The organism is Streptomyces sp. NPDC046909, from assembly GCF_040644695.1.
Taxonomy (GTDB): domain Bacteria; phylum Actinomycetota; class Actinomycetes; order Streptomycetales; family Streptomycetaceae; genus Streptomyces.
In genome coordinates this window covers 222,286-247,746 of record NZ_JBEYXC010000007.1, presented here as the reverse complement: position 1 = coordinate 247,746, position 25,461 = coordinate 222,286, and the positions used below count along the sequence as shown (strand labels likewise).

The 25,461-nt window shown below is 68.5% G+C and carries 20 protein-coding genes; 5 read left to right on the top strand and 15 right to left on the bottom strand.

Translation table 11 applies throughout. The features are described from left to right. Positions 1 to 60 precede the first annotated feature (60 nt). Together pafA and ABZ928_RS24695 are read right to left on the bottom strand one after the other, a co-directional pair. Positions 61 to 1,422 carry a Pup--protein ligase gene (gene pafA / locus ABZ928_RS24700; protein WP_033531667.1) on the bottom strand — a complete coding sequence of 454 codons (1,362 nt, stop codon included), beginning with the start codon at positions 1,420 to 1,422 and terminating at the stop codon, positions 61 to 63. 9 nt (positions 1,423 to 1,431) lie between these two features. Next, entirely contained in the window at positions 1,432 to 2,691 is a 1,260-nt protein-coding gene (locus ABZ928_RS24695; RefSeq protein ID WP_361522824.1) for an MFS transporter, read from the bottom strand. A gap of 100 nt (positions 2,692 to 2,791) precedes the next feature. Between ABZ928_RS24695 and ABZ928_RS24690 the strand changes: the two genes are divergently transcribed. Then, positions 2,792 to 3,808, top strand: a complete 1,017-nt coding sequence (locus ABZ928_RS24690; RefSeq protein WP_361522822.1) for a LacI family DNA-binding transcriptional regulator — start codon at positions 2,792 to 2,794, stop codon at positions 3,806 to 3,808. A 68-nt stretch (positions 3,809 to 3,876) separates the two neighbouring features. Here the strand turns inward: ABZ928_RS24690 and prcA are convergent, their stop codons facing one another. The 6 genes from prcA to arc all read right to left on the bottom strand — a co-directional run bounded on the left by prcA (position 3,877) and on the right by arc (position 10,032). Next, entirely contained in the window at positions 3,877 to 4,614 is a 738-nt protein-coding gene (gene prcA, locus ABZ928_RS24685) for a proteasome subunit alpha (RefSeq protein WP_361522819.1), read from the bottom strand. A 63-nt stretch (positions 4,615 to 4,677) separates the two neighbouring features. Next, positions 4,678 to 5,523, bottom strand: coding sequence for a proteasome subunit beta (prcB, locus tag ABZ928_RS24680; protein WP_361522816.1), 846 nt, complete (start codon positions 5,521 to 5,523; stop codon positions 4,678 to 4,680). Continuing rightward, complete coding sequence (locus ABZ928_RS24675) at positions 5,475 to 6,068, bottom strand: endonuclease VII domain-containing protein (protein ID WP_361522814.1); 594 nt, start codon at positions 6,066 to 6,068, stop codon at positions 5,475 to 5,477. The genes prcB and ABZ928_RS24675 overlap by 49 nt, the downstream gene beginning before the upstream one ends. Positions 6,069 to 6,100: 32 nt before the next feature. Further along, positions 6,101 to 6,319 (bottom strand): ubiquitin-like protein Pup, encoded by a 219-nt coding sequence (locus ABZ928_RS24670; protein ID WP_329341088.1) that lies wholly within the window; start codon positions 6,317 to 6,319, stop codon positions 6,101 to 6,103. A gap of 189 nt (positions 6,320 to 6,508) precedes the next feature. Continuing rightward, positions 6,509 to 8,020: a depupylase/deamidase Dop gene (dop, locus tag ABZ928_RS24665; RefSeq protein ID WP_361522811.1), complete on the bottom strand. Its 1,512-nt coding sequence runs from the start codon at positions 8,018 to 8,020 to the stop codon at positions 6,509 to 6,511. Between the two features lie 245 nt (positions 8,021 to 8,265). Then, the gene (gene arc, locus ABZ928_RS24660; protein ID WP_361522808.1) at positions 8,266 to 10,032 is read right to left on the bottom strand and encodes a proteasome ATPase; all 1,767 of its coding nucleotides are present in this window, start codon (positions 10,030 to 10,032) and stop codon (positions 8,266 to 8,268) included. 410 nt (positions 10,033 to 10,442) lie between these two features. Here arc and ABZ928_RS24655 point away from each other — a divergent pair, with 410 nt between their 5' ends. Continuing rightward, positions 10,443 to 10,748: a ferredoxin gene (locus tag ABZ928_RS24655; protein WP_361522805.1), complete on the top strand. Its 306-nt coding sequence runs from the start codon at positions 10,443 to 10,445 to the stop codon at positions 10,746 to 10,748. A gap of 25 nt (positions 10,749 to 10,773) precedes the next feature. Here the strand turns inward: ABZ928_RS24655 and ABZ928_RS24650 are convergent, their stop codons facing one another. The 3 genes from ABZ928_RS24650 to ABZ928_RS24640 all read right to left on the bottom strand — a co-directional run bounded on the left by ABZ928_RS24650 (position 10,774) and on the right by ABZ928_RS24640 (position 14,172). After that, a complete protein-coding gene (locus ABZ928_RS24650) occupies positions 10,774 to 11,352 on the bottom strand; it encodes a hypothetical protein (RefSeq protein ID WP_361522803.1) in 579 nt (192 codons plus the stop codon). 199 nt (positions 11,353 to 11,551) lie between these two features. After that, positions 11,552 to 12,454, bottom strand: a complete 903-nt coding sequence (locus ABZ928_RS24645) for a tRNA (adenine-N1)-methyltransferase (protein WP_361522801.1) — start codon at positions 12,452 to 12,454, stop codon at positions 11,552 to 11,554. 59 nt (positions 12,455 to 12,513) lie between these two features. Continuing rightward, positions 12,514 to 14,172: a site-2 protease family protein gene (locus ABZ928_RS24640; RefSeq protein WP_361522798.1), complete on the bottom strand. Its 1,659-nt coding sequence runs from the start codon at positions 14,170 to 14,172 to the stop codon at positions 12,514 to 12,516. Between the two features lie 174 nt (positions 14,173 to 14,346). Between ABZ928_RS24640 and ABZ928_RS24635 the strand changes: the two genes are divergently transcribed. Together ABZ928_RS24635 and ABZ928_RS24630 are read left to right on the top strand one after the other, a co-directional pair. Further along, positions 14,347 to 15,321, top strand: coding sequence for a RecB family exonuclease (locus ABZ928_RS24635; RefSeq protein WP_361522796.1), 975 nt, complete (start codon positions 14,347 to 14,349; stop codon positions 15,319 to 15,321). Between the two features lie 14 nt (positions 15,322 to 15,335). Beyond that, positions 15,336 to 16,007 carry a response regulator transcription factor gene (locus tag ABZ928_RS24630; RefSeq protein WP_020141342.1) on the top strand — a complete coding sequence of 224 codons (672 nt, stop codon included), beginning with the start codon at positions 15,336 to 15,338 and terminating at the stop codon, positions 16,005 to 16,007. 100 nt (positions 16,008 to 16,107) lie between these two features. Here ABZ928_RS24630 and ABZ928_RS24625 read toward each other — a convergent pair whose 3' ends face one another. From ABZ928_RS24625 to metH, 4 genes are all read right to left on the bottom strand, one after another. Next, a complete protein-coding gene (locus ABZ928_RS24625; RefSeq protein ID WP_361522793.1) occupies positions 16,108 to 17,688 on the bottom strand; it encodes an ABC transporter substrate-binding protein in 1,581 nt (526 codons plus the stop codon). Positions 17,689 to 17,754: 66 nt separating this feature from the next. After that, a complete protein-coding gene (locus ABZ928_RS24620) occupies positions 17,755 to 19,359 on the bottom strand; it encodes an ABC transporter substrate-binding protein (protein WP_361522791.1) in 1,605 nt (534 codons plus the stop codon). A 421-nt stretch (positions 19,360 to 19,780) separates the two neighbouring features. Further along, positions 19,781 to 20,482 carry an HAD family phosphatase gene (locus ABZ928_RS24615; RefSeq protein WP_361522789.1) on the bottom strand — a complete coding sequence of 234 codons (702 nt, stop codon included), beginning with the start codon at positions 20,480 to 20,482 and terminating at the stop codon, positions 19,781 to 19,783. A gap of 171 nt (positions 20,483 to 20,653) precedes the next feature. Then, positions 20,654 to 24,205: a methionine synthase gene (metH, locus tag ABZ928_RS24610; protein ID WP_361522786.1), complete on the bottom strand. Its 3,552-nt coding sequence runs from the start codon at positions 24,203 to 24,205 to the stop codon at positions 20,654 to 20,656. 308 nt (positions 24,206 to 24,513) lie between these two features. Between metH and ABZ928_RS24605 the strand changes: the two genes are divergently transcribed. Next, a complete protein-coding gene (locus ABZ928_RS24605) occupies positions 24,514 to 25,287 on the top strand; it encodes an IclR family transcriptional regulator (protein ID WP_361522784.1) in 774 nt (257 codons plus the stop codon). The last annotated feature ends 174 nt before the right edge of the window (positions 25,288 to 25,461 follow it).

Genomic DNA, 25,461 nt, shown 5'->3' with positions numbered 1-25,461 from the left:
CCGTACGGGAAACGTACGGCGCCCGTGTTGCGTTCCGGCACTCGAACCGGAACGCATTGCTCACATACCGGCGATCAGCTTCTCCACGCGATCGTCGACGGAACGGAACGGGTCCTTGCACAACACGGTGCGCTGTGCCTGGTCATTGAGCTTGAGATGCACCCAGTCGACCGTGAAGTCCCGGCGCTGCTCCTGGGCCCGGCGGATGAAGTCACCGCGAAGACGGGCCCGAGTGGTCTGCGGGGGCACGGACTTGCCCTCGAAGATCTTCAAGTCGTTGCAGATACGGGCGGCTTGGCCCTTCCTCTCCAGCAGGTAGTAAAGCCCCCTGCGGCGGTGGATGTCGTGATACGCGAGGTCTATCTGCGCCACCCGCGGGTGGGACATGGTCATGTTGTGCTTGGCCCGGTACCGCTCGATGAGCTTGTACTTCATGACCCAGTCGATCTCGGTGCCGATCCGGTCGAGGTCCTCGGCCTCGATCGCGTCCAGCGTGCGGCCCCACAGCTCCAGGACCTGCTCGACGGTTCCGGTGCGGATGCCGCGGCGCTCGACGAAGTCCACGGCCTTCTCGTAGTACTCGCGCTGCACCTCCAGCGCGGAGGCCTCCCGGCCGCTGGCCAGACGCACCTTGCGCCGGCCGGTGATGTCATGGCTGACCTCACGGATCGCCCGGATCGGGTTCTCCAGGGTCAGGTCACGCATCACGGTGCCCGCCTCGATCATGCGCAGCACCAGGTCGGTCGCGCCGACCTTCAGCAGCATGGTCGTCTCGGACATGTTCGAGTCACCCACGATGACGTGGAGACGGCGGTAGCGCTCGGCGTCCGCGTGCGGTTCGTCACGCGTGTTGATGATGGGCCGGGAACGCGTCGTCGCCGAGGAGACGCCCTCCCAGATGTGCTCGGCCCGCTGGCTGACGCAGTAGACCGCGCCACGCGGAGTCTGCAGCACCTTGCCGGCACCACACAGAAGCTGCCGCGTGACGAGGAACGGAATGAGGATGTCCGCGAGCCGGGAGAACTCCCCATGGCGTGCGACGAGATAGTTCTCGTGGCACCCGTAGGAGTTGCCCGCCGAGTCGGTGTTGTTCTTGAAGAGGTAGACGTCGCCCGCGATTCCCTCCTCGTGCAGGCGTCGTTCGGCGTCCACCAGGAGTCCTTCGAGAATGCGCTCGCCTGCTTTGTCGTGCGTGACCAGTTCCGTCACGTTGTCACATTCGGGGGTCGCGTATTCCGGATGTGACCCGACGTCGAGATAGAGGCGGGCGCCGTTTCGCAGAAAGACATTGCTGCTTCGGCCCCATGACACGACACGGCGGAAGAGGTACCGCGCCACCTCGTCGGGAGACAGGCGCCGCTGTCCCCTGAACGTACATGTGACGCCGTACTCGTTCTCCAGCCCGAAAATGCGGCGGTCCATGACTGAACATTACGCCCGATCCCCTGTGCTGAAACGGGGTTCGACGCCACGGTTTGGATCATTTTCCGATGAAGCCGCAACCACCGCCCGCCCACCGGGAGCTGCGAGGACCCCTCCCGTGCCCACCAGAACCAGCAGCGAGACACCCCCCGCGACACCCGGCACGGCGAACCCCCACAGCGCCCCACCGGCCTCTACGACCGGCCCCGCGAGGCCCGTTCCGACCGACGCGCCCACGGTGAACGTCGTCACGAGCCAGGAGAACGCCTCGGTGACCGTGCCCCGCGGGGCGTGGCGATCCACCAGCACGAAGGCGCAGGCGATGGCGGGCGCCAGAAACACCCCGGCGACCACGGTCAGCAGCACCATGGCGACCACGCCGGGCATCAGCATCAGCGGCAGGTAACACACCGCCAGAAGAGCCACCAGCACCTGGAGTCGGCGCGCGGGCTCACCCGTCCACTGCCGCGCGCCGTACACGGTGCCACCGATGAGAGCGCCCAGACCGAGCGCCGCCATCAGCCAGCCGTACACCGCGTCACCGCCATGCTCGTCGGCGTACGGCACGGACGCGACCGTGATCGAGCCGAGCGCGATACCGACGAACAGAAACGCACCGAGCAGCGCCAGCAGTCCGGGCGAGCGCAACGCGCCCAGCCAGTGCGCCTCGCGCGGCGCCGAGCGCCACGCGCGCGAGGGCGGCGAGACGACCACGGAGAGGGCGCCCAGCACCCCGATCACATTGAGCACCAGCAGGGCGGCCTGCGCCGACCACAGCGCCGTGCACAGGGTCACCAGCAGCGGCCCGACCGTGAACATCACCTCCTGCGCCACGGCGTCCATCGCGTACGCCGTGTGCACCTGCTCCTCCTTGCCCAGCACACTCGGCCACAGCGCCCGCAGCCCGCCCTCCAGCGGCGGCGTGAACAGTCCGGCGGCCGCCACGGCGGCATAGGCGAGGGGCAGCGGGTCGGTGCCGGAGAAGGCGAAGACCGCCATCGCGAGGGCCGACAGGACGGCCGCGGGCAGCTGGACGCGCGGCTGGCCACGCAGGTCCACCAGCCGGCCCAGCAGGGGCTGACCGACGGCGTTCGCGACCCCGTACACCGCCGCGAGCCCTCCGGCCAGACTGTACGAGCCGCCCTCCGCCCGCACGAACAGCACCAGGGCGATGGCAGCGGTCGCGTTGGGCAGCCGCCCCACCAGCGTGCCCGCCAGCAGGCGCGCCGCATGCCTCGCCCGGAGGATCTCCAGGTATCCAGCAGCCATGTCCCGCCGCCCCCTCACTCTCCACGTGTTACGTATAACGTCGCCCGTCATACGTACCATGTCCGCTGTTGACGCGTCCAGACGAAAGAGCAGGCACACGGTGGCACGAGGCAGCACCCGCCCCACCAGCCGCGACGTCGCCCAAGCCGCCGGCGTCTCCCAGGCCGCCGTCTCCCTGGTCCTCGGCGACAAATGGCGCGGCCGCGTCTCCGAGACCACCGCGGAACGCGTCCGCCAAGCCGCCCGCGAACTCGGCTACCGGCCCAACCTCGCCGCCCGCAACCTCCGCCTGGGCCACACCCGGACCGTACTGCTGGTCGTCCCGGCCCTCACGACGGAGTTCTTCGCAGGCGTCTACACCGGCGCCGCCCGCGTCGCCGCCGAACACGGCTTCGGCGTCGTCCTCTACCCCTCCCCCGAAGGCGTCGGCCCCGCCAGAGACCCCTTCGCCTCCGCCCAGGCCGCCCTCGACGGCGTCATCGCCTCCTCCATGGCCGCCGACGCCCTCACCGCCATCCGCGGCGACCAACTGCCCCTCGTGATGCTGGACAGCGACCCGGAGGGCAGCCTCGGCGCCGCCACGGTCAACCTCGACATCACCGACGGCACCCACCAGGTCGCCGACCACCTCCTCGGCCTCGGACACCGCCACTTCCTCCACGTCGCCGCGGACATCCCCTCCTGGACCTTCGACGTACGCGCGCGTGCCCTCACCCAACGCCTCCGAACAGTCCCCGGGACCACCCTCCGAACCGCCCCCACCCCCATGTCCATCGAAGGCGCCGTGGCAGCCACAGAAGCCGCCCTCGGGGCCCCCGGCCCCCACCCCACCGCCATGGTCTGCGACGACGACAAACTCGCCGCGGGCGTCTACAAGGCCGTACGCCGACGAGGCCTGCGCATCCCCGACGACGTCTCCGTGACAGGCGTCGACGACATCGCCCTGGCGACCGCCCTCGACCCCGAGCTCACCACCGTACGACTGGACTCCGAGCTCTTCGGCGAACACGGCATGCGCGCCCTGCTCGCCGTCCTGGAGGACCGCACACCCGACGCCGGGGACATCCCGGTCCACCTCGTCGTACGCGCCTCCACAGCACCACCCAGCACCCCCTGAACGCCCTGTGCCCCGGCCGAGAGACCGGCCGGGGCACACAAAGGACACGAGATGGAACGCGAGAGGGGTTACTCCTCCTCGGAGCTCTCCGCCTCGGTGGCCGCACCGCCGGTCTCCAGCAACCGATCCAGCTGACGGCCGACAATCCGCTTGAACTTCCGCTGCTGAGGACGCGTACGGTCCAGCACCGCGACCTCCAGACGCTCCGCCGGAATCTCCCGCTGAGTGCCATTGGTGTCCCGGGACAACGCCTGAACGGCCAGCTTCAGAGCCTCCGCCAGGCTCATCCCGTCCTCATGACGCTGATCGAGATAACTACTGATCTGCTCGGCATTACCACCGACCGCGACCGAACCATGCTCGTCCACGATCGAACCGTCATGCGGCAGCCGATAGATCTGATCACCGTCCGGCGTCTCCCCCACCTCCGCCACGACCAGCTCCACCTCATACGGCTTCTCAGCCGCGGAAGAGAAGATCGTGCCCAGCGTCTGGGCATAGACATTGGCGAGACCACGCGCGGTCACGTCATCACGGTCGTACGTGTACCCACGAAGATCGGCGTACCGCACACCACCGATCCGCAGATTCTCGTACTCGTTGTACTTACCGGCAGCCGCGAAGCCGATCCGGTCATAGATCTCGCTGAACTTGTGCAACGCACGGGACGGGTTCTCACCGACGAACACGATGCCATCGGCGTACTGCAGCACGACCAGGCTGCGGCCACGGGCGATGCCCTTACGGGCGTACTCCGCCCGGTCGGCCATCGCCTGCTGGGGGGAGACATAGAACGGCGTCGACACCGGTTATCCGTCCCTTTCTGTCGAAGTCACTGCGATCACCTGGATAAGACAGAACACCGGCCGCTACAGCAGCGCGGCCCGCGGACCGTCCGGCTGCTCCAGACGCCGCTCCAGAATCGAACGGGCGATCTCGGACGACTCCTCGTCCGTCAACCGACGGAAACCGTCCTCGGTGATCACGGTGACGATCGGGTAGATCCGGCGGGCGACATCGGGACCACCGGTCGCCGAGTCGTCGTCAGCCGCGTCATAGAGCGCCTGGACCACCAACGTCGTGGCCTGCTCCGCGGTCAGATCGTCACGGAAGAGCTTCTTCATCGCACCACGCGCGAAGATCGAACCGGAACCGGTCGCCGCGTAGTTCAGCTCCTCGGAACGGCCACCCGTCACGTCGTACGAGAAGATCCGCCCCCGCTCCCGATCCACGTCATACCCCGCGAACAGCGGCACCACGGCCAACCCCTGCATCGCCATACCGAGGTTCGACCGAATCATCGTCGACAACCGGTTCGCCTTGCCCTCCAACGAGAGCTGCGCCCCCTCGACCTTCTCGAAGTGCTCCAGCTCCAGCTGGAACAGCTTCACCATCTCGACGGCGAGCCCTGCGGTGCCGGCGATACCGACGGCCGAATACTCGTCGGCCGGGAACACCTTCTCGATGTCACGCTGGGCGATGACATTCCCCATGGTGGCCCGACGGTCACCCGCGAGCACGACCCCGCCCGGGAACGTCACAGCAACGATCGTGGTGCCGTGCGGCGCCTCGATCACGCCCTGAGTGGGGGGCAGTTGACGCTTACCGGGCAACAGCTCCGGCTGATGCTCGGAGAGGAAGTCCATGAAGGACGACGACCCAGGCGTCAGGAAGGCAGCTGGTAGACGCCCGGTGCTACGAGTGTTGGCTTCCACGCGATTCCTTCCAGATAAGCGGCGGCCCGGCGAACGGCGTCGGGGTCATCTCCCAACTTGCCGATGGCCGAATTGCAGTTGAAGCACTGTACGCCACGGACCCTACCCGTCTTGTGGCAATGATCCACATGAACGGCCGGAGCCTTTAGGCAGATGACGCAGAGCCCCATCTGAGAAGCGACCATCTCGTCCCGCTCGGCTTCGGTGAGGCCGTAGTGGCGCTTGAGATGCCCCTGCCTGCCTCGTGCTGCTTTGCAGACCTTGCAGCAAGTAGCGAGGCCATCCGATGCGGTCGCGTTGCGATGCCATTCGCTGTGCGGTTTGATCTCCCCGCAACCACGACAGAACTTGTGCCCCTCAGGCGTCTCCACTCTCGGTCGTACGTTCTTACCCTTGGCCAGCTGCCGGGCCTGGTGATACGAAGCCCAGCACTCTCTGCAGTAGGCCTGCAACCCATCCCGGGCGGCCTTGTTACTGGCGAAGGCTGCTCGCGGCCTGAACTCCTTACACCGCGAGCAACGCTTCACGCCCTCTTCGCTTGCCAACTCCGAAGCCCCCCGAACCTTCGATTCGAAGGTTACTCGCCACCCTTCTGAACGAAACTTCGAACGAAGTCCTCCGCGTTCTCCTCGAGGACATCGTCAATCTCGTCCAGAACCGAGTCCACGTCATCGCTCAGCTTCTCGTGCCGCTCCTTGAGGTCCTCCGAGCCCTGCGCCTCCGCAGTCTGCTCCTCGGCCTCTTCGGTGGAGCGTGTGGCCTTCTGCTGGCCGCCGCCGGTGTCCTTGGTTGCCATAACCCTCACCCCGCTCGTTTCGCCCGACATGGTCGCCAGGTCGGCTTATCCGCCGATCGGTGATGATCAGACCCTACAAGCCAGGTCTGACATCGGCCCCGTAGTTACGGCAACGTACGGGGGCCATCTCGATGATTCCCGGGCGCCGGGGTTTCCACCCTGTCCGGCGCCCTCGGTCCGGGTACCCGCTCAGCCGCCGGAGAGGACCCTGACCAGGTCTTCCGCCGTGCGACAGCGGTCCAGGAGCTCCTTGACGTGATTACGCGTTCCGCGAAGCGGTTCCAGGGTTGGGACGCGCTGGAGGGAGTCCCGGCCCGGGAGGTCGAAGATCACGGAGTCCCAGGAGGCCGCGGCGACGTCGTCGGCGTACTGCTCCAGGCAGCGGCCTCGGAAGTACGCACGCGTGTCCTCCGGTGGCTTCGTGCGGGCTCGCTCGACGTCGGTCTCGTCCAGCAGGCGCTTGATGCGGCCGCGGGCCGCCAGGCGGTTGTAGAGGCCCTTCTCGGCCCGTACGTCCGCGTACTGGAGGTCGAGCAGGTGCAGCTTGGCCGCGTCCCAGTCGAGGCCGTCGCGGCGCCGGTAGCCCTCCATGAGTTCCCGCTTGGCGACCCAGTCGAGCTCGCCCGCGAGGCTCATGGGGTCGTTCTCCAGGCGGTTGAGGGTGTCCTCCCAGCGGGCGAGGACGTCCTTGGTCTGGTCGTCGGCGTCGGAGCCGAAGCGTTCTTCGACGTACTTGCGGGAGAGTTCGAAGTACTCCATCTGGAGCTGGACCGCGGTGAGTGTCCGGCCGCTGCGGAGCGTGACGAGGCGTTGGAGTGTCGGGTCGTGGGAGACCTGGTGGAGGGTGCGGACGGGCTGGTCCACGGCCAGGTCGACGGCGATGAAGCCGTCCTCGATCATCGACAGGACCAGGGCGGTGGTGCCGAGCTTCAGGTAGGTCGAGATCTCGGAGAGGTTCGCGTCGCCGATGATCACGTGCAGGCGGCGGTACTTCTCGGCGTCGGCGTGCGGCTCGTCCCGCGTGTTGATGATCGGGCGCTTCAAGGTGGTCTCCAGCCCGACCTCGACCTCGAAGTAGTCCGCGCGCTGGCTGATCTGGAAGCCGTGTTCGTGGCCGTCCTGGCCGATGCCGACGCGGCCGGCGCCGGTGACGACCTGGCGGGAGACGAAGAAGGGGGTGAGGTGGCGCACGATGTCCGAGAAGGGGGTTTCCCGCTTCATCAGGTAGTTCTCGTGCGTGCCGTAGGAGGCGCCTTTGTTGTCGGTGTTGTTCTTGTAGAGGTGGATGGGCTGGGCGCCGGGCAGCTGGGCGGCGCGTTCCGCGGCCTCGGCCATGATGCGTTCGCCGGCCTTGTCCCAGAGGACGGCGTCGCGGGGGTTGGTGACCTCGGGTGCGCTGTATTCGGGGTGTGCGTGGTCGACGTAGAGGCGTGCGCCGTTGGTGAGGATGACGTTGGCGAGGCCGATGTCCTCGTCGGTGAGCTGGCTGGAGTCGGCGGCCTCACGGGCGAGGTCGAAGCCTCGCGCGTCCCGCAGCGGGTTCTCCTCCTCGAAGTCCCAGCGGGCCCGGCGGGCCCGGTGCATCGCCGCCGCGTAGGCGTTGACGATCTGGGACGAGGTGAGCATGGCATTGGCGTTGGGGTGGCCGGGGACGGAGATCCCGTACTCCGTCTCGATGCCCATTACTCGCCGTACGGTCATGCGGCCCTCCTTGCCCGGCGGCGCCCTCGGTCGGGGGCGGCGCTCAAGTACCGCTGGCGCTCCGGTGCGTGTGCGGTGCCCGTCCCCGCACTGCGCGACTCGGCGGTACCGAAGAGCCTAGAACGGCTTTGCGCTGGTGGGGAGATCATTTGCGTCATTGCCTTGCACGCCTCTTGTTCCGGTTAGTTGCCTGAAAAACAGTCGGCTGCGGGTACCCGGTGAGGGCACCCGCAGCCGCCCCGTTCTTACAGGTACTGACCGGTGTTGGCCACCGTGTCGATGGAGCGTCCGGTGTCGGCGCCCTGCTTTCCGGTGATGAGGGTACGGATGTAGACGATCCGTTCGCCCTTCTTTCCGGAGATGCGGGCCCAGTCGTCCGGGTTGGTGGTGTTGGGCAGGTCCTCGTTCTCCTTGAACTCGTCCACGCATGCCTGGAGGAGGTGGGAGACGCGAAGGCCCTTGGCGTTGTGGTCGAGGAAGTCCTTGATCGCCATTTTCTTGGCGCGGCCCACGATGTTCTCGATCATGGCGCCGGAGTTGAAGTCCTTGAAGTAGAGGACTTCCTTGTCGCCGTTGGCGTAGGTGACTTCCAGGAAGCGGTTCTCCTCGGATTCGGCGTACATGTGCTCGACGGCCGTCTGGATCATGCTTTCGACGGTGGTCGTCTTGCTGCCGCCGTGCTCGCCGAGGTCGTCGGCGTGCAGGGGGAGGCGTTCGGTGAGGTACTTGCCGAAGATGTCCTTGGCGGCCTCGGCGTCGGGACGTTCGATCTTGATCTTCACGTCCAGGCGGCCGGGGCGCAGGATGGCGGGGTCGATCATGTCCTCGCGGTTGGAGGCGCCGATGACGACCACGTTCTGGAGGCCTTCCACGCCGTCGATCTCGGCGAGGAGCTGGGGGACGATGGTGTTCTCCACGTCCGAGCTGACGCCGGATCCGCGGGTGCGGAAGAGGGATTCCATCTCGTCGAAGAAGACGATGACGGGGGTGCCCTCGGAGGCCTTCTCGCGGGCACGCTGGAAGACGAGGCGGATCTGCCGCTCGGTCTCGCCGACGTACTTGTTGAGGAGTTCGGGGCCCTTGATGTTGAGGAAGAAGCTCTTGCCCTGGGCCTGGCCGGTGACTTCGGCGACCTTCTTGGCCAGCGAGTTGGCGACGGCCTTGGCGATGAGCGTCTTGCCGCATCCGGGGGGTCCGTAGAGCAGGACGCCCTTGGGCGGGCGGAGTTCGTGCTCCTTGAACAGGTCCGGGTAGAGGTACGGGAGCTCGACCGCGTCGCGGATGGCCTCGATCTGGCCGCCGAGGCCGCCGATCTGCTCGTAGCCGATGTCGGGGACCTCTTCGAGGACGAGTTCTTCGACCTCGCTCTTGGGAACGACTTCGTAGACATAGCCGGATCGGGGTTCGAGCAGCAGGGCGTCGCCGGGGCGGATGGTGATGTCCAGCAGCGGCTCGGCGAGCCGCACCACCCTTTCCTCGTCGGTGTGCCCCTGTACGAGGGCGCGTTCGCCGTCCTCGAGGATCTCCTTGAGGGTGACGATGTCGCCGACGCTCTCGAACTCCATGGCCTCGACCACGTTGAGTGCTTCGTTGAGCATCAGTTCCTGGCCGCGCCGGAGCTCTTCGAGGTCGACGCTGGGGCTGACGTTCACGCGGAGTTTGCGTCCTCCGGTGAAGATGTCTGCGGTGCCGTCCTCGTTGGCCTGCAGGAAGACTCCGAAGCCGGCCGGGGGCTGTGCGAGCCGGTCGACTTCCTCCTTGAGGGCCACGATCTGGTCGCGGGCCTCGCGGAGCGTGTTGGCGAGTCGTTCGTTCTGGGCGGACACGCCGGCCAGGTTGGTCTGCAGCTCGACGATCCGCTCTTCGAGAATCCTCGTGTGCCGCGGAGAGTCGGCGAGCTTGCGCCGCAGGACGGCGATCTCCTGCTCAAGGTAGGCAATCTGCCCGGCCGGGTCGTCGGACCCTCGTCCCGGGCGGATGCCGCGGTTCATGTCGTCGTCGTGGGCTGCCACGGTCCTCACCTCCTCCAAGGGGAGCTGGACGCTTCCAGACCCTACCTGGGTGGGTGTCGATTGAAACCCCTAGATCACAAAGAGTGTCAAGGTGTGTCGTCGGTCACCCTGCGCCATCCCTCACGCCGTGTGGATACCCAGTCAACGTGATTCAGAAGCGGACTGTTCCAAGGCAGGAGTGCTCTAAATGTTCCACGGCGGGGGCGAGTTGCCCGCAGTACCGCCGGTCCGGGGCCTGGTGCGGGCGGGGTGGGGGCGGCTTGTGGCGCTCGAGCGGTTCTCCGCCGGGTCCGGATCGGGTCTGGACGGCGTTGACGGAGCGTGTGCGGGCGTGCACGTTCCGGCCGCGCATGGTGGGTGGGGAGGCGGGGGTAGGGTCGGGGTGTCCCGTATCAGGAGCGGCAGGAGAGATGAGCGTGCAGGAGGAGGCCGGGGTCGAGGGTCAGGCTCTGGAGGTCTGGATCGATCAGGATCTCTGTACCGGCGACGGCATCTGTGTGCAGTACGCGCCCGAGGTGTTCGAGTTGGACATCGACGGTCTTGCCTATGTGAAGGGCGCCGATGACGTGCTTCTGCAGGACAAGGGGGCGACGACGCCCGTGCCGTTGCCCCTTCTGACGGATGTGGTGGACTCGGCGAAGGAGTGTCCCGGCGACTGCATCCATGTGCGCCGGGTCTCGGATCTCGTCGAGGTGTACGGGCCCGACGCTCAGTGAGGCGACGGGCCCCTGTGCACGGGGCTCACACGCTCTGTGCGCCGGCGGGTGTGGAGCGGACGAACGCGCCGTTCTTCCATTGCCACTTGGCGCTGGTCTTCACGTCGGGGCAGCAACTGGGTACGGAGTCCGAGGAGTAGCCCAGCAGGTCGGCGGAGACCGTGGCGTCGGTGAGTGTGAGGCTCGTGACGGTGGTGCGGTCCTTGGGGTTGATCAGGGTGGCGACGACGCGGGGTTTCTTGGCGTCGGCGGCCTGGGTGAGGACGTAGACGGCGTCGGGCGGGGTGCCCATGGGGGCGTCGCAGTGGGCGACCACGACGGTTTCCGGCCTGCCGTCGCCGTCGAGGTCTCCGGAGGCCTTCTTGACCACGAGCATCTTGACGGGGCCGCAGTCGAGGGGGAGGTCGACGTCGGCGGGGTCGGGGGCGGTGACGGTCGCGGGGGCGTTGTGCGACTGGGGTCCTGAGGCCTGGGCGGCGGTGGCCGGGTTCGGCTGGAGGACCGAGGAGAGGGCGACGACGCCGGCGACTGCCGTGGCGGTGGCGACCCAGTGGATGGGGCGGGTGTGCGTGTGAGCGAGTTCCGGGACCGCGGATTGCTGCACTAGGGGTGACTCCCGAGAGGGCTGTGGCGGTGGGGGTGTCCCGCATGGTGCCACACGTCACAGGGCACCGGAACGGCGGGGTCGGTGCCGGGTGGCCGTTGTTGTCGTTCTGTCAGCGAAAAGGGGCCGTGGCCGAGTTCCGGAGCGGTGTCGGGAACTCGGCCACGGCGTGGTCGCGTTGTGTGCGGCAGGGGCCGCCTCAGCGGCCGGAGCCGCCGTCGGCGTTGGGGCCGGTGTAGTCCTCGCCGTAGGCGCCCTTGGCGGGGCGGCGGCGGCGCATGGGCGGCTCGACGCCGTCGGCGAGGCGGCGGGCGGTGAGCAGGAAGCCGGTGTGCCCGATCATGCGGTGGTCCGGGCGGACCGCCAGGCCCTCCACGTGCCAGTTGCGGATCATCGACTCCCAGGCGCTCGGTTCGTTGAAGGAGCCGATCTCGCGGATGGACTCGACGGTCCGGGCGAGCTGGGTGGTGGTGGCGACGTAGCAGCAGAGGATGCCGCCGGGGACGAGTGCCTTGGAGACGGCCTCCAGGCATTCCCAGGGGGCGAGCATGTCGAGGATGACGCGGTCGACGTCGGTGTCGGACAGGTTGTCCTGGAGGTCGCCGACGGTGAGCTGCCAGGCGGGGTGGGGGCCGCCGAAGTAGCGCTCCACGTTCTGCTGGGCGATCTCCGCGAAGTCCTCGCGGCGCTCGTAGCTGTGCAGCATGCCCTGGTCGCCGATGGCGCGCAGCAGGAAGCTGCTGAGCGAGCCGGAGCCCACGCCCGCTTCCACGACGCGTGCGCCGGGGAAGATGTCGGCGAAGGCGAGGATCTGCCCCGCGTCCTTGGGGTAGACCACGGCGGCGCCGCGGGGCATGGACAGGACGTAGTCGGGGAGCAGGGGGCGCAGCGCGAGGTAGGCGACGTTACCGGTGGTGCGGACAACGCTGCCCTCGGGTGCGCCGATCAGCTCGTCGTGCGGGAAGGAACCCTTGTGGGTGTGGAAGTTCTTTCCCTCTTCGAGCGTGAACGTGTAGTGGCGGCCCTTGGGGTCGGTCAGCTGAACCTGGTCCCCGACCTTGAAGGGCCCGCGCCTGCGGGCGGCACCGGTCGGTTCGGACATGTGAACAGACTACCGGGGTTTGTGGGGGTCGCCGACCACGAGGACGGCTCCGGCCGGGGCTAGGAGGGCCTGGCCATCGCCTTGACGAAGGCGCGTTCCACGTCGGCGGCGGACAGGACGCCGTAGATCTCTCCGGTCTCCTCGACGACGAGGTATTCGGTGGCGGGGGTGGCGCGCAGGGTGTCGAGGAGGTCCTCGCCGGCGAGTTCGGCGGAGACGCGCATGCCGTCGGTGAGGTCCTGGGCGAGGCCGCTGACGGCGACCCAGGGGCGGCGGTGTTCGGGGACGCCGACGATGGCGGCCTCGCGGACGAGGGAGAGGGGTTCGCCGTCGGCGTCGACGACGACGAGGGCGCGGGCGCCGGCTTCGTTGGCGCGGCGCAGGGCCTCGGAGAGGGGGGTGTCGGTCTCGACGGGGACGGCGCGGCGGGTGAGGTTGCGGGCGCGCAGTTCCGGGAGGTGTTCGCGCAGGCGGGCCATGCGGAGGCTGTTGCCGGCGCCGGTCCAGATGATGGCGGCGAGGATGGCGGCGAGCAGGGCGTCCATGACGGTGTCCATGCCGACGTTGTCCTCGGCGTTGGAGCCGAGGGCTCCGGACTGGGTGAGCAGCGGGAGGCCGATGAGGACGGAGACGGCGAGGGCGCGGCCGACCCAGGCGGCGGCGATGGTGCCGCTCATGGGCTTGCCGGTGATCTTCCAGACGACGGCGCGGAGCATGCGGCCGCCGTCGAGGGGGAGGCCGGGCAGGAGGTTGAAGGCGGCGACGATGAGGTTGGAGATCATCAGGCCGGCCAGCAGGACGCCGGGGACGGTGCCGGGTTCGACGGGCTGCATGGCTACGTAGAAGAGGCCGGCGAGGACGAGGGAGAGCAGGGGGCCGACGAAGGCCAGGACGAATTCGCGTCCCGGGGTCTCGGCTTCCTTCTCGATCTCGGAGACGCCGCCGAAGAACTGGAGCTGGATGCGGCGGACGGGGAGTTTGAAGCGCAGGGCGGCGACGGTGTGGGCGAGTTCGTGGACGAGTACGGAGGCGTAGAAGGCGACCGCGAAGAAGAGGGAGACGAGGTAGCGGGCGGCGCCGAGTTCGGGCAGGACGCGTTCCAGCTGGCCGCCGAAGACCCAGGTGATCAGCGCGGCGACGAGGAACCAGCTGGGCGCGACGTACACGGGCACGCCGAAGGGGCGGCCCATGAGGAGTCCGCCGCCGGGTTCCTTGGGGCGCTGCGGGGGGCGGCCCTTGGCCATGCCGGAGTGGGCGAAGGGGCGGTCGGGGTTGGTCTGGGGGACGCCGGTGGGGGGTGTGTCGGCCGGGGGCTGCTCTCCGGCGGTTTCCCTGGCGTCCGGCGCGTCGAGCGCGGCCCGCTCGTCCTCGGTTTCCCGTGCCGCCGGCGCGTCGGCGGCGCTCTCGTCTCCCCCGGTTTCCGGGATGTCCGTGGGTGAGGTGGCCGTCTCCGTGGCGGGGGCCTCTTCTGTGGCGTCCGCGGCCTCTGCGTCGCGTGCCGGGGGGTTCACGGGGCTCGTCTCGGCGCGAGGGGCCTGGTCGGCCGCGGTGTTCTGCGGTGGGTTGCCCGGCTCGGCGGAGTCTGTATCGGGCGTGGCGGGTGTGCCGGCTTCGTCGGGGTGGGTGGGGTCGGTGGTGGGGGCCGTTGGGCCTGCGTGGTGCTGGGCCGGCTCTTGGTTGCCGGACCGCGGCTGCCCGCTCCCGCCGCTCTCGTCCACGGTGTCCCCTCGTTCGAAGCGTCTTCCGCGCCTGCCGGCGGAAGGGTCTCGGGTCGATGGTATGCGGCGGTCGCGGCGCGTTACGCCCCGGCACCCCCTCTGTTTTCTCTGTCGTCGCGGGGGTCACGGCCGGGACTGGGTCACTGTCAGTGGCGGGCCGTAAGGTCTGTGGTCATGGAGACGAGCACAGAGGGCGCTGCCGAGACCCCCGGCGGCGGGGTCGTGGACGTGGATCCGCCGGTGGTGGGCGAGCAGGCGACGGCATCGGAGCCGGTGGGTGCTGCCGGGGTGTCCGTCGCCATAGCGCCCGCGTCGCTGTCGCCGTCGCGTGCGAGTGACTTCATGCAGTGCCCGTTGCTGTACCGGTTCCGGGTGATCGACCGGCTGCCGGAGAAGCCGAGCGAGGCGGCGACGCGGGGCACCTTGGTGCATGCGGTGCTGGAGCGGCTGTTCGACGCGCCGGCGGCGGAGCGGACGGCGCCGCGGGCGAAGTCGTTGATCCCCGGTCAGTGGGACCGGCTGCGGGAGACGCGGCCGGAGGTCGTGGAGCTGTTCGCGGACGATCCGGAGGGCGAGCGGCTGGCGCGGTGGCTGGGTGAGGCCGAGCGGCTGGTCGAGCGGTGGTTCGGTCTGGAGGATCCGACGCGGCTGGAGCCGGCCGAGCGTGAGCTGTTCGTGGAGGCGGTGCTGGATTCGGGGCTGAAGCTGCGCGGCATCATCGACCGGGTGGACGTGGCGCCCACGGGTGAGGTGCGCATCGTCGACTACAAGACGGGCAAGGCGCCGCGGCCGGAGTACGCCGAGGGCGCGCTGTTCCAGATGAAGTTCTACGCGTTGGTGGTCTGGCGGCTGAAGAACGTGATCCCGCGCCGGCTTCAGCTCGTGTATCTCGGCAGCGGTGACGTCCTGACGTACGACCCGGTCCTCGCCGATCTGGAGCGCGTGGAGCGCAAGTTGCTGGCGTTGTGGGAGGCGATCCGGGAGGCGACGGAGACGGGCGACTGGCGGCCCCGTCCCACCAAGCTGTGCGGTTGGTGCGATCACCAGGCGCACTGCCCGGAGTTCGGGGGCACTCCCCCGCCGTATCCGCTGCCGGTGAGGGCGGCCGAGTCCGGTGACCCGGCGCAGGGCAGAATGGGGCCGGACTAGCGAAGGAGACACTCGTGGCCATCCGCGTCCTACTGGTCGACGACCAGCCGCTGCTGCGTACCGGCTTCCGGATGATCCTGGAGGCGGAGCAGGACATCGCTGTCGTCGGTGAGGCCGGGGACGGCCTCCAGGCGCTCGACCAGGTGCGGGCGTTGCAGCCCGATGTGGTGCTCATGGACATCCGTATGCCGCGGATGGACGGGGTGGAGGCGACCCGGCAGATCACCGGCCCGGGCCGGGACGGTCCGGCGAAGGTGCTGGTGCTGACGACCTTCGATCTCGACGAGTACGTGGTGGAGGCGCTCCGGGCGGGGGCCAGCGGGTTCCTGCTGAAGGACGCCCCGGCCAATGAGCTCGTGCAGGCGATCCGGGTGGTCGCCGCCGGTGAGGCGATGCTCGCGCCGAGCATCACGCGCCGGCTGCTGGACAAGTACGCGACGCATCTGCCGTCCGGCGACGAGCCGGTCCCGGACACTCTGCACACGCTCACCGACCGTGAGGTGGAGGTGCTGAAGCTGGTGGCGCGCGGGCTGTCGAACGCCGAGATCGCCGCGGATCTGTTCGTCAGCGAGACCACGGTGAAGACGCATGTGGGGCATGTGCTGACGAAGCTGGGGCTGCGGGACCGGGTGCAGGCGGCGGTGTACGCGTACGAGAGCGGGCTGGTGCGGCCGGGCGCGCAGTAGTCGCGGGCGGTTCGACGGGTACGACGGCAGCGGGCGACCCCTCTCATGAAGGGGGCGCCCGCTGCCGTATGTCGTTGTCAGGCCTTGCCGTGGGTCCTCGTCAGGCCTTGCTGATCTCCCAGAAGCGGAAGACGGTCGAGGCGTCGAGGCAGTACTCCAGGCCGTAGACGTCGTCGCGGACGACGGCGTACTGCTTGGCCTGCCAGACGGGGATGACGGGGACCTCTTCGGCGACGAGGTCCTGGAGGCGGCCGTAGTCGTCGTCGGTGGCGGAGCGGTCGCTCTGGGCGGCGGTGCGCGGGATGAGGGTGTCGGTGATGGTGCCGTTGGTGTAGTTGTTGCTGAGCACGTTGCCCTTGCCGAAGAAGGGGGCCGTGAAGTTGTCGGCGTCGGGGTAGTCGGGCACCCAGCCCTTGACGTAGACGCCGTACTTGCCGTCGGCTATGTCCTTCTCGTACTGCTCGTAGTCGACGGACTTGACGTCGGCGTCGAACAGGCCGCTCTTGTTGAGCTGGCCGGCGATGGCCTTGAGTTCCTGGTCGGTGGCCGGGCCGTAGCGGGTGGGGGTCGACCAGAGGGTCAGCTTGACCTTGTCGGTGATGCCGTCGGCGCTCAGGGCGGCGGCGGCCTTGGACTTGGAGGGGCTGGCGCCGTAGGTGTCGAAGAAGGCGGTGTTGTGGCCCGCGATGCCGGCCGGGATGATCGAGTACAGCGGGGTGGCGGTGCCCTCGTAGACCTGGCTCATGAGGGCTTCGCGGTCGAGGAGATAGGCGATGGCCTTGCGGACGCCGAGTTTCCCGGTGACCGGGTCGTCCATGTTGAAGACCAGGTGCTGGACCTCGGCGCTGGTGCCGTCGACGATCTCGACGCCCGCGTCGGTGCCGGCGGCCTCCAGGTCGGCGATGTCGCCGGCGCTGAGGCCTCGGTAGGCGATGTCGATCTTGTCGTCGGTCAGGGCCTGCTTGAGCTGGTCCTGGTCGCCGTGGAAGAACTTCAGGGTGACGCCGGAGTTCTGGACGTCGGCGGTGCCCTCGTAGTTCTCGTTGACGGAGAAGACGGCCTCGTCGTCGCTGAAGGAGTCCAGCTTGTAGGGGCCGGAGCCGACGGCCTCGCCGTCCTCGCGGAGCCCGTCCTCGTCGTACTGGCTGTGGTCCACGATGGAGCCGGCGCCGGAGGCGATCTTGCTGGGGAAGGTGGCGTCGGGTGTGCTCAGCCGGAAGACGACCGTCTTCTCGTCCGGTGTCTCGACCTTGTCGAGCATCGGGAACATGATCGCGGGGCCGGCGTCGTCGTTGATCTTCAGCATGCGGTCGAAGGAGAACTTCACGTCCTCCGAGGTGAGCGAGTCACCGTTGCTGAACTTGAGGCCGTCCTTGAGGGTGCACTTGTAGACCTTGGTAGCGGTGTCGCTGAACTCGCAGCTCTCCGCGGCCTCGGGCACCGGTTCGGTGCCGCCCTTGGGGAAGCTCAGCAGCGACTGGAAGACGTTGTTGAACAACAGCCAGGAGCCGGGGTCGTAGCCGGACGCGGGGTCGGTGGCCAGGACGTCGTCGGACATTCCCATGACGATTCCGGAGTCACTGCCCCCGGAGTCACCGCTCTCCGTGCCGCAGCCGGTCAGCAGGCCGGAGGCCAGTCCCGCCATCATCGGCAGGACCGGCCACTGGTTACGCATGTTCACTTACGAGCGCCTTCTCGTCGGTTGGTGAGTTGCCCGGGTCGTCCCACCGGCCCGGGGCGGGACGGATCAGCCGCTCACGCCACGGCCGAGCTCCCAGAGCTGAAGGGTGGAGGAGGAGTTGAGGGCGTACGACACGCCGGTGATGTCGTCGCGGGCGGCGACGTACTGCTTGCCCTGCCACAGCGGGAGCATGGGGACGTCGTCGGCGACGATGTCCTGGATGTCGGTGAGGCTGGTGGTGGCGGACATCCGGTCGGCCTCGCGCCGGGACTCCGGGATCAGGGTGTTGCGGATCTCGCTGTTGACGTAGGGCGAGCCGAGGAAGTTGTCCTCGTCGAGGAAGGGCGCGAGGTAGTTGTCGGCGTCGGGGAAGTCGGGGAACCAGCCCATGCCGTAGACGTCGTACTTGCCCTTCTGCTCGGCCGGGCGGAAGGTCTCCCAGAGTTCGCCCTTGATACTGACGTCGAAGAGGCCGCTGTCGTTGAGCTGCTTGCGCAGTTCCTCGAACTCCTGCTTGGTGGCCGAGCCGTAGTGGTCGGTCGTGTAGTGCAGGGTGAGCTTGACCGGGGTGGTGATGTTCGCCTTCGTCAGCAGCGCCTTCGCCTTGGCGGTGCTCGGGTCGCCGTACTTGTTGAAGAACGAGTTGGAGTGGCCGATGATGCTCGCCGGCACCAGCGAGTACAGCGGTTCGGCCTCGGTGCCGTAGACCTTGGAGACGAGTTCGCTGCGGTTGACGAGCTGGGCCATGGCCTGGCGTACGGCCTTGGTCTTGACGGTCGCCGCGTTGGTGTTGAAGGAGAGGTAGCGGATCTCCAGACCCGGCATCTCGATGAGGTCGACATTGCTGTCGGAGCTCGTGGAGAGCTTCTGGATCTGGTCGGGCGCCATGGTGCGGGACATGACGTCGATGTCACCGTCGCTCAGCGCGGTGCCCATGGCGTCGGCGTCCGAGAAGGAGCGCAGCTCGACCTTCTCGTTGTTCACCTTCAGCGTCCCCTTGTAGTTGGGGTTCTTGGTGAACACTGCGTTGACGAGGGCGTTGTTCTCGACGTCGGCCTTCATCGTGTACGGGCCGGAGCCGTCGACCTCGAAGCCGTCGCGCAGGCTCTTGCGGGCGTAGTCGTCGGGGTCGACGATGCCGGCGACGGGGGTCGAGAGCTTGTACGGGAAGGTGGCGTCGGCCGTTTTGAGGTGGAAGATGACCTCGCGGTCGCCCTTGGTCTCGACGGTGTCGATGGTCGACAGCAGGCCGACGGGGCCGCCCTCGGCGTTGATGGCCCGTGCGCGGTCGATGGAGTACTTCACGTCGTCCGCGGTGATGGCGTCGCCGTTGGCGAACTTCAGGTCCTTGCGCAGGGTGCAGGCGTAGCGCTCGTTGCCGCTGTCGGTGAAGAGGCAGCTCTCGGCTGCCTCGGGCACGGGTTCGCCCTCGCCGCGCGGCTGGATCATGAGGGTCTGCACGGTCTGGCGAAGGATGTTCCAGGTGCCGACGTCGTAGGCGTAGGCCGGGTCGAGGGGCGCGGGGGCGTCCTTCGAGGCGGTGAACCGGTCCGTGGTGCCGACGACGATCGCGTCTCCGCTTCCGCTGCCGCTGTCGGACCCGCCGCACGCGGCGAGTACCGGCGCGAGCAGACCGATGACGGCCGGCAGCACCAAAGTCTTGCGGTTCATGCTCGAGTTTCTCCAGAGCTGTTGGTCCGTGTACCCGGCATGCATGGGTGGTGCGGCGGATCACGGGGGTTGCGGCGATGTTCTCGCGACGAGATTAGTCGGCGCCCGCAGGACGGTTCGCAACCACCGGAGTTGGGCTGCCATCACGCTGCGAAACCGGGCGCGGACAGACCGAAAACCCGACAGGGGAAGGATTCGTGCAGGGTCCCATCAATCGGGACACAAGGGCACGTCGAAGCCGCCTGAACCGGTGCAGTCAGCACAGGGCGCACCACCTGTCGATCCCCCGTGAAGTGGGGAACGTCACATCCTCAACGGGAGGTGTGCGCACCGGAATTCGGCCATCCGGCCATGGTCGAATTCCTTTCCGTGCTACGTCCGGGAATTCGCTCGTTATCGGCGCCGTACGCTGCGTGAACGTTCAGCGCATTTCCGTCATCAGGCCGCGCAGAAATGCCAGGTCGACCTCTTCGAGGGAGGTCACGACGGTGCGGCGGGCGGCCGGGGCGATGGGGGCCACGGAGGGCACCGCCACCACATGGCAGCCCGCGGCCTCGGCGGCGGCGACGCCGGTCGCGGTGTCCTCGACGACCGCGCATCTGGCCGGATCCACGCCGAGCCCGGCGGCGGCGAACAGATACGGGTCGGGGTAGGGCTTGGTGCGTGCCACCTCGTCTCCGGCGACGGTGAGCGCGAAGTGCTGGGGGCCGAGCGAGGTGAGCACGCGGTCGATGATGCGCCGGTGGGAGGCGGAGACGAGGGCGGTGGGGATCTCGTACTCGGCGAGTTCGGCCAGCAGCCGGGCGGCGCCCGGCATCATCGGCAGGGCGAGGCCGATGCGGTCCTCGAAGCCCTGGTTGAGCAGAACGGTGAGTTCGGCGAGGGCGATGTCGGCGCCGGTGGCCTCGATGAGGAAACCGGCGCTGCGGGTCATGGGGCCGCCGACCACGACATGCCGCCAGGAGTCGTCGAGGGTGTGGCCGAGGCCGGCGAAGATCTCGACCTCGACGTCCCACCAGAAGCCCTCGGTGTCCACGAGGGTGCCGTCCATGTCCAGGAGCACGGCCTGGAGAGCCGATCCTTCGGCCGTACGGGTTCCGAGCGCGGGGACCGTGCTGGTCATCCTGGCGCACCTCCTTGAGGGACGATCAGGCCGGTTCCCGTCACGGGAACCGGCCTGCGGTGGACCGACCAGTGTACGACTGTGCCGACCGAAGCGCCTCGTTTAATCGACGTGGTCCGGGGCACACCCTTCATACGCCAGGGGCTGCCTTGAGCTGCGCCTCAGTGGCTCTCAGCGGGCGTTGAAGTACTTGGCCTCCGGGTGGTGGATCACGATCGCGTCCGTGGACTGCTCGGGGTGCAGCTGGAACTCCTCGGACAGGTGGACGCCGATGCGCTCCGGCTGGAGAAGGTCGGCGATCTTGGCCCGGTCCTCCAGGTTGGGGCAGGCGCCGTAGCCGAGCGAGAAGCGGGCGCCCCGGTACTTCAGGGCGAACATGTCCTCGATGTCGCTGGGGTCGTCCCCGGCGAATCCGAGCTCCGAACGGACGCGCGCGTGCCAGTACTCGGCGAGTGCCTCGGCCAACTGGACGGACAGGCCGTGCAGTTCGAGGTAGTCACGGTAGGAGTTCGACTCGAACAGCTTGGCCGTCTCCTCGCCGATGCGGGATCCGACGGTGACGACCTGGAGGCCGACGACGTCGGTCTCCCCCGACTCCTCCGGGCGGAAGTAGTCGGCGAGACACAGTCGGCGGCCGCGGCGCTGGCGCGGGAAGGTGAAGCGGGTGCGCTCGTTGCCCTGGTCGTCGAGGATGATCAGGTCGTCGTCCTTGGAGACACAGGGGAAGTAGCCGTAGACGACGGCCGCTTCGAGCAGGTTCTCCGTCTGGAGCTTGTCCAGCAGCCCGCGCAGCCTGGGGCGGCCCTCGGTCTCCACCAGCTCCTCGTACGTCGGCCCGTCGCCCGTGCGGGCCTGCTTGAGGCCCCACTGGCCCTTGAAGAGGGCGCCCTCGTCGAGCCAGGTCGCGTACTCCTTGAGCTGGATGCCCTTGATGACGCGGGTGTCCCAGAACGGCGGTGTGGGCACCGGGTTGTCGACGGCGACGTCGGAGCGGACGTGTCCTTCCGAGCCCGCGGCGCCAGCCGCTGATGTCAGAGCCTCCTCGACCTCGGCGGCGGCGCCCGCGGTGGCCCGCACGCGGCGCTGCTTGAGCTCGGGCAGCTTGGCTCCGGGGACGCCGCGCTTGACGCCGATGAGGGCGTCCATGAGGCGCAGTCCCTCGAACGCGTCGCGGGCGTAGCGGACTTCGCCCTCGTAGATCTCGTGGAGGTCCTGCTCGACGTACGCGCGCGTGAGGGCGGCGCCGCCCAGGATGACCGGGAAGTCGGCGGCGAGGCCGCGCTGGTTGAGCTCCTCCAGGTTCTCCTTCATGATCACCGTGGACTTGACCAGGAGCCCGGACATGCCGATGACGTCGGCCTTGTGCTCGGCGGCGGCGTCGAGGATCGCGGAGACCGGCTGCTTGATGCCGAGGTTGACGACGTTGTAGCCGTTGTTGGACAGGATGATGTCGACGAGGTTCTTGCCGATGTCGTGGACGTCGCCGCGGACGGTGGCGAGCACGATGGTGCCCTTGCCGGCCTCGTCGCCCTCGACCTTCTCCATGTGCGGTTCGAGGTAGGCGACGGCGGTCTTCATGACCTCGGCGGACTGGAGGACGAACGGCAGCTGCATCTGGCCGGAGCCGAAGAGTTCGCCGACGACCTTCATGCCGTCCAGCAGGGTGTCGTTGACGATGTCGAGGGCGGGGCGCGTCTGAAGGGCCTCGTCGAGGTCGGCCTCCAAACCGTTCTTCTCGCCGTCGATGATGCGTCGCTTGAGGCGCTCCTCCAGCGGCAGGGCGGCCAGTTCCTCGGCCCGGCCCGCCTTGAGGGACTTGGTGGTGGCGCCCTCGAACAGGGCCATCAGCTTCTGGAGGGGGTCGTAGCCCTCCGCGCGACGGTCGTGGATGAGGTCGAGGGCCGTCTGGACCTCTTCCTCGGTGAAGCGGGCGATCGGCAGGATCTTCGACGCGTGGACGATCGCCGAGTCCAGACCCGCCTTGACGCACTCGTCGAGGAAGACCGAGTTGAGCAGGACGCGGGCGGCCGGGTTGAGGCCGAAGGAGATGTTGGACAGGCCCAGCGTGGTCTGGACGTCCGGGTGGCGGCGCTTGAGTTCGCGAATCGCCTCGATGGTGGCGATGCCGTCCTTGCGGGACTCCTCCTGACCGGTACAGATGGTGAAGGTCAGGGTGTCGATGAGGATGTCCGACTCGTGGATGCCCCAGTTGCCGGTGAGGTCGTCGATGAGCCGTTCGGCGATCTCGACCTTCTTCTCCGGGGTGCGGGCCTGGCCTTCCTCGTCGATGGTCAGCGCGATGAGCGCGGCGCCGTGCTCCTGGGCGAGCTTCGTGACCTTCGCGAAGCGGGACTCGGGGCCGTCGCCGTCCTCGTAGTTGACGGAGTTGATGACCGCGCGGCCGCCGAGCTTCTCCAGGCCGGCCTTGATGACGTCGACCTCGGTGGAGTCCAGGACGATCGGCAGGGTGGAGGCGGTGGCGAAGCGCCCGGCGAGTTCCTCCATGTCGGCGACGCCGTCGCGGCCGACGTAGTCCACGCACAGGTCGAGCATGTGCGCGCCCTCGCGGATCTGGTCGCGGGCCATCTCGACGCAGTCGTCCCAGCGGGCCTCCAGCATGGCCTCGCGGAACTTCTTGGAGCCGTTGGCGTTGGTGCGCTCGCCGATCGCCAGGTACGAGGTGTCCTGGCGGAACGGGACGGTCTGGTAGAGCGAGGCGGCGCCCGGTTCGGGGCGCGGGTGGCGCTCGGTGGGGGCGATGCCGCGGACGCGCTCGACGACCTGGCGCAGATGCTCGGGGGTGGTGCCGCAGCAGCCGCCGACGAGGGACAGGCCGTAGTCGCGGACGAAGTTCTCCTGCGCGTCGGCCAGCTCGGGGGCGGTCAGGGGGTAGTGGGCGCCGTCCTTGGTGAGCACCGGCAGGCCCGCGTTCGGCATGCAGGACAGCTGGATGCGGGACTGGCGGGCCAGGTAGCGCAGGTGCTCGCTCATCTCGGCGGGCCCGGTGGCGCAGTTCAGGCCGATCATGTCGATGCCGAGGGGCTCCAGCGCGGTGAGCGCGGCGCCGATCTCGGAGCCGAGGAGCATGGTGCCGGTGGTCTCCACCGTGACGGAGACGATCAGGGGGACGTCGTATCCGGCGGTCTCCATGGCGCGGCGGGCCGCGATGACGGAGGCCTTGGTCTGGAGGAGGTCCTGGGTGGTCTCCACCAGCAGGGCGTCGGCGCCGCCGGCGAGCAGGCCCTCGGCGTTCCGCTGGTAGGCGTCGCGGATGGCGCCGAAGGTGGTGTGGCCGAGGGTGGGCAGCTTGGTGCCGGGGCCGACCGAGCCGAGGACCCAGCGCTGCCGGCCGTCGCGGGCGGCGTACTCGTCGGCCGTCTCGCGGGCGATGCGGGCGCCGGCCTCGGACAGCTCGTGGACGCGTTCGGGGATGTCGTACTCGCCGAGCGCGGTGAGGTTGGCGCCGAAGGTGTTGGTCTCGACGCAGTCGACGCCCGCGTCGAAGTACGCGGAGTGCACCGAACGGACGATGTCCGGGCGTGTCACGTTGAGGACCTCGTTGCAGCCCTCCAGCTGCTGGAAGTCCTCCAGGGTGGGCTCCTGCGCCTGGAGCATGGTGCCCATCGCTCCGTCGGCGACCACCACTCGGGTGGCGAGCGCCTCGCGGAGCGCGGACGCGCGGGTCCGGCTGTCGGCGGAAGGGGTCGGTGGCAACGAGGCCATGAAAGGGCTCCCTGTGGGTGCGACGGCTGTCGGCTTTGCGTCCTGCCGTGGTACTTCCCACAGCGGACGCACGCGGCCAGGGTAGCCGGGACCGGCCCCGGGCTGTCGATACGTCCACGGGGCGGACGAGGATGACGGGCTGGTCACCAACGGGATACGAGTGACGCGATACTGCGCGGCGAGTGGCGTGAACGTGTCGTACGACCATTGGCGGTCCGTCGGCATGGACTAGTAGTGTTCGACATTGCCGAACAGCGGCAGCGGCGCCGTAACACTCGGCGGTCGAAGGGGACGGAGGCGGAACGGCGATGGCACGGAACATCCAGTCGCTCGAACGGGCGGCCGCGATGCTGCGGCTCCTCGCGGGCGGCGAGCGGCGGCTCGGCCTCTCGGACATCGCCTCGGCCCTGGGCCTCGCCAAGGGCACCGCGCACGGCATCCTGCGCACCCTCCAGCTGGAGGGGTTCGTGGAGCAGGACGAGGCTTCCGGGCGGTATCAGCTCGGGGCCGAGCTGCTGCGCCTGGGCACCACCTATCTCGATGTGCACGAGCTGCGCGCGCGTGCCCTCGTGTGGACCGACGACCTGGCCCGCTCCAGCGGGGAGAGCGTCTATCTGGGCGTCCTGCACCAGCAGGGCGTGCTGATCGTGCACCACGTCTTCCGGCCCGACGACAGCCGGCAGGTGCTGGAGATCGGGGCCATGCAGCCGTTGCACTCCACGGCGCTGGGGAAGGTGCTGTCGGCGTACGACCCGGTGGCACACAGTGAGGCGATCGAGGCGGACCGCAAGGCGTTCACCGATCGCACGGTGTGCGAGCTGGACGCCTTCGAGAACATCCTCGACATCACACGCGCGCGGGGCTATTCGGCGGACGTGGAGGAGACCTGGGAGGGCGTGGCCGGAGTGGCCGCGCCCATCCACGACCGGCGGCGGATGCCGGTGGGCGCGGTCGGCATCACGGGGGCCGTGGAGCGGCTGTGCCGGTCCGACGAAGAGGGGGCGCTGCGTCCCGAGCTGATCGCGGCGGTGCGGGACTGCGCCCGCGCGGTCTCGCGCGACCTGGGCGCCGGGCGCTTCTAGGAATCGGTAAGAGCACACCGGGACCTCCTTTCGGAGGTTCCGGTCTTCGCCATACCCTGAAGTGGACATATCGGGCGATGCGCCACAGGGGTCCCGCATGAAGATCGATAGCTCACAGCAATCAATAACGATCGTGTTTTCGATAACAGGACTCTTGACGCACATGTAACGCGG

Bases quoted from the DNA above. Each gene is read 5' to 3' on its own strand.
- metH (WP_361522786.1), bottom strand. From the start codon at position 24,205: ATGGCCTCGTTGCCACCGACCCCTTCCGCCGACAGCCGGACCCGCGCG.
- ABZ928_RS24605 (WP_361522784.1), top strand. From the start codon at position 24,514: ATGGCACGGAACATCCAGTCGCTCGAACGGGCGGCCGCGATGCTGCGG.
- ABZ928_RS24645 (WP_361522801.1), bottom strand. From the start codon at position 12,454: ATGTCCGAACCGACCGGTGCCGCCCGCAGGCGCGGGCCCTTCAAGGTC.
- ABZ928_RS24635 (WP_361522796.1), top strand. From the start codon at position 14,347: ATGGAGACGAGCACAGAGGGCGCTGCCGAGACCCCCGGCGGCGGGGTC.
- dop (WP_361522811.1), bottom strand. From the start codon at position 8,020: ATGACCGTACGGCGAGTAATGGGCATCGAGACGGAGTACGGGATCTCC.
- ABZ928_RS24695 (WP_361522824.1), bottom strand. From the start codon at position 2,691: ATGGCTGCTGGATACCTGGAGATCCTCCGGGCGAGGCATGCGGCGCGC.
- ABZ928_RS24620 (WP_361522791.1), bottom strand. From the start codon at position 19,359: ATGAACCGCAAGACTTTGGTGCTGCCGGCCGTCATCGGTCTGCTCGCG.
- ABZ928_RS24615 (WP_361522789.1), bottom strand. From the start codon at position 20,482: ATGACCAGCACGGTCCCCGCGCTCGGAACCCGTACGGCCGAAGGATCG.
- ABZ928_RS24670 (WP_329341088.1), bottom strand. From the start codon at position 6,319: ATGGCAACCAAGGACACCGGCGGCGGCCAGCAGAAGGCCACACGCTCC.
- ABZ928_RS24655 (WP_361522805.1), top strand. From the start codon at position 10,443: ATGAGCGTGCAGGAGGAGGCCGGGGTCGAGGGTCAGGCTCTGGAGGTC.
- pafA (WP_033531667.1), bottom strand. From the start codon at position 1,422: ATGGACCGCCGCATTTTCGGGCTGGAGAACGAGTACGGCGTCACATGT.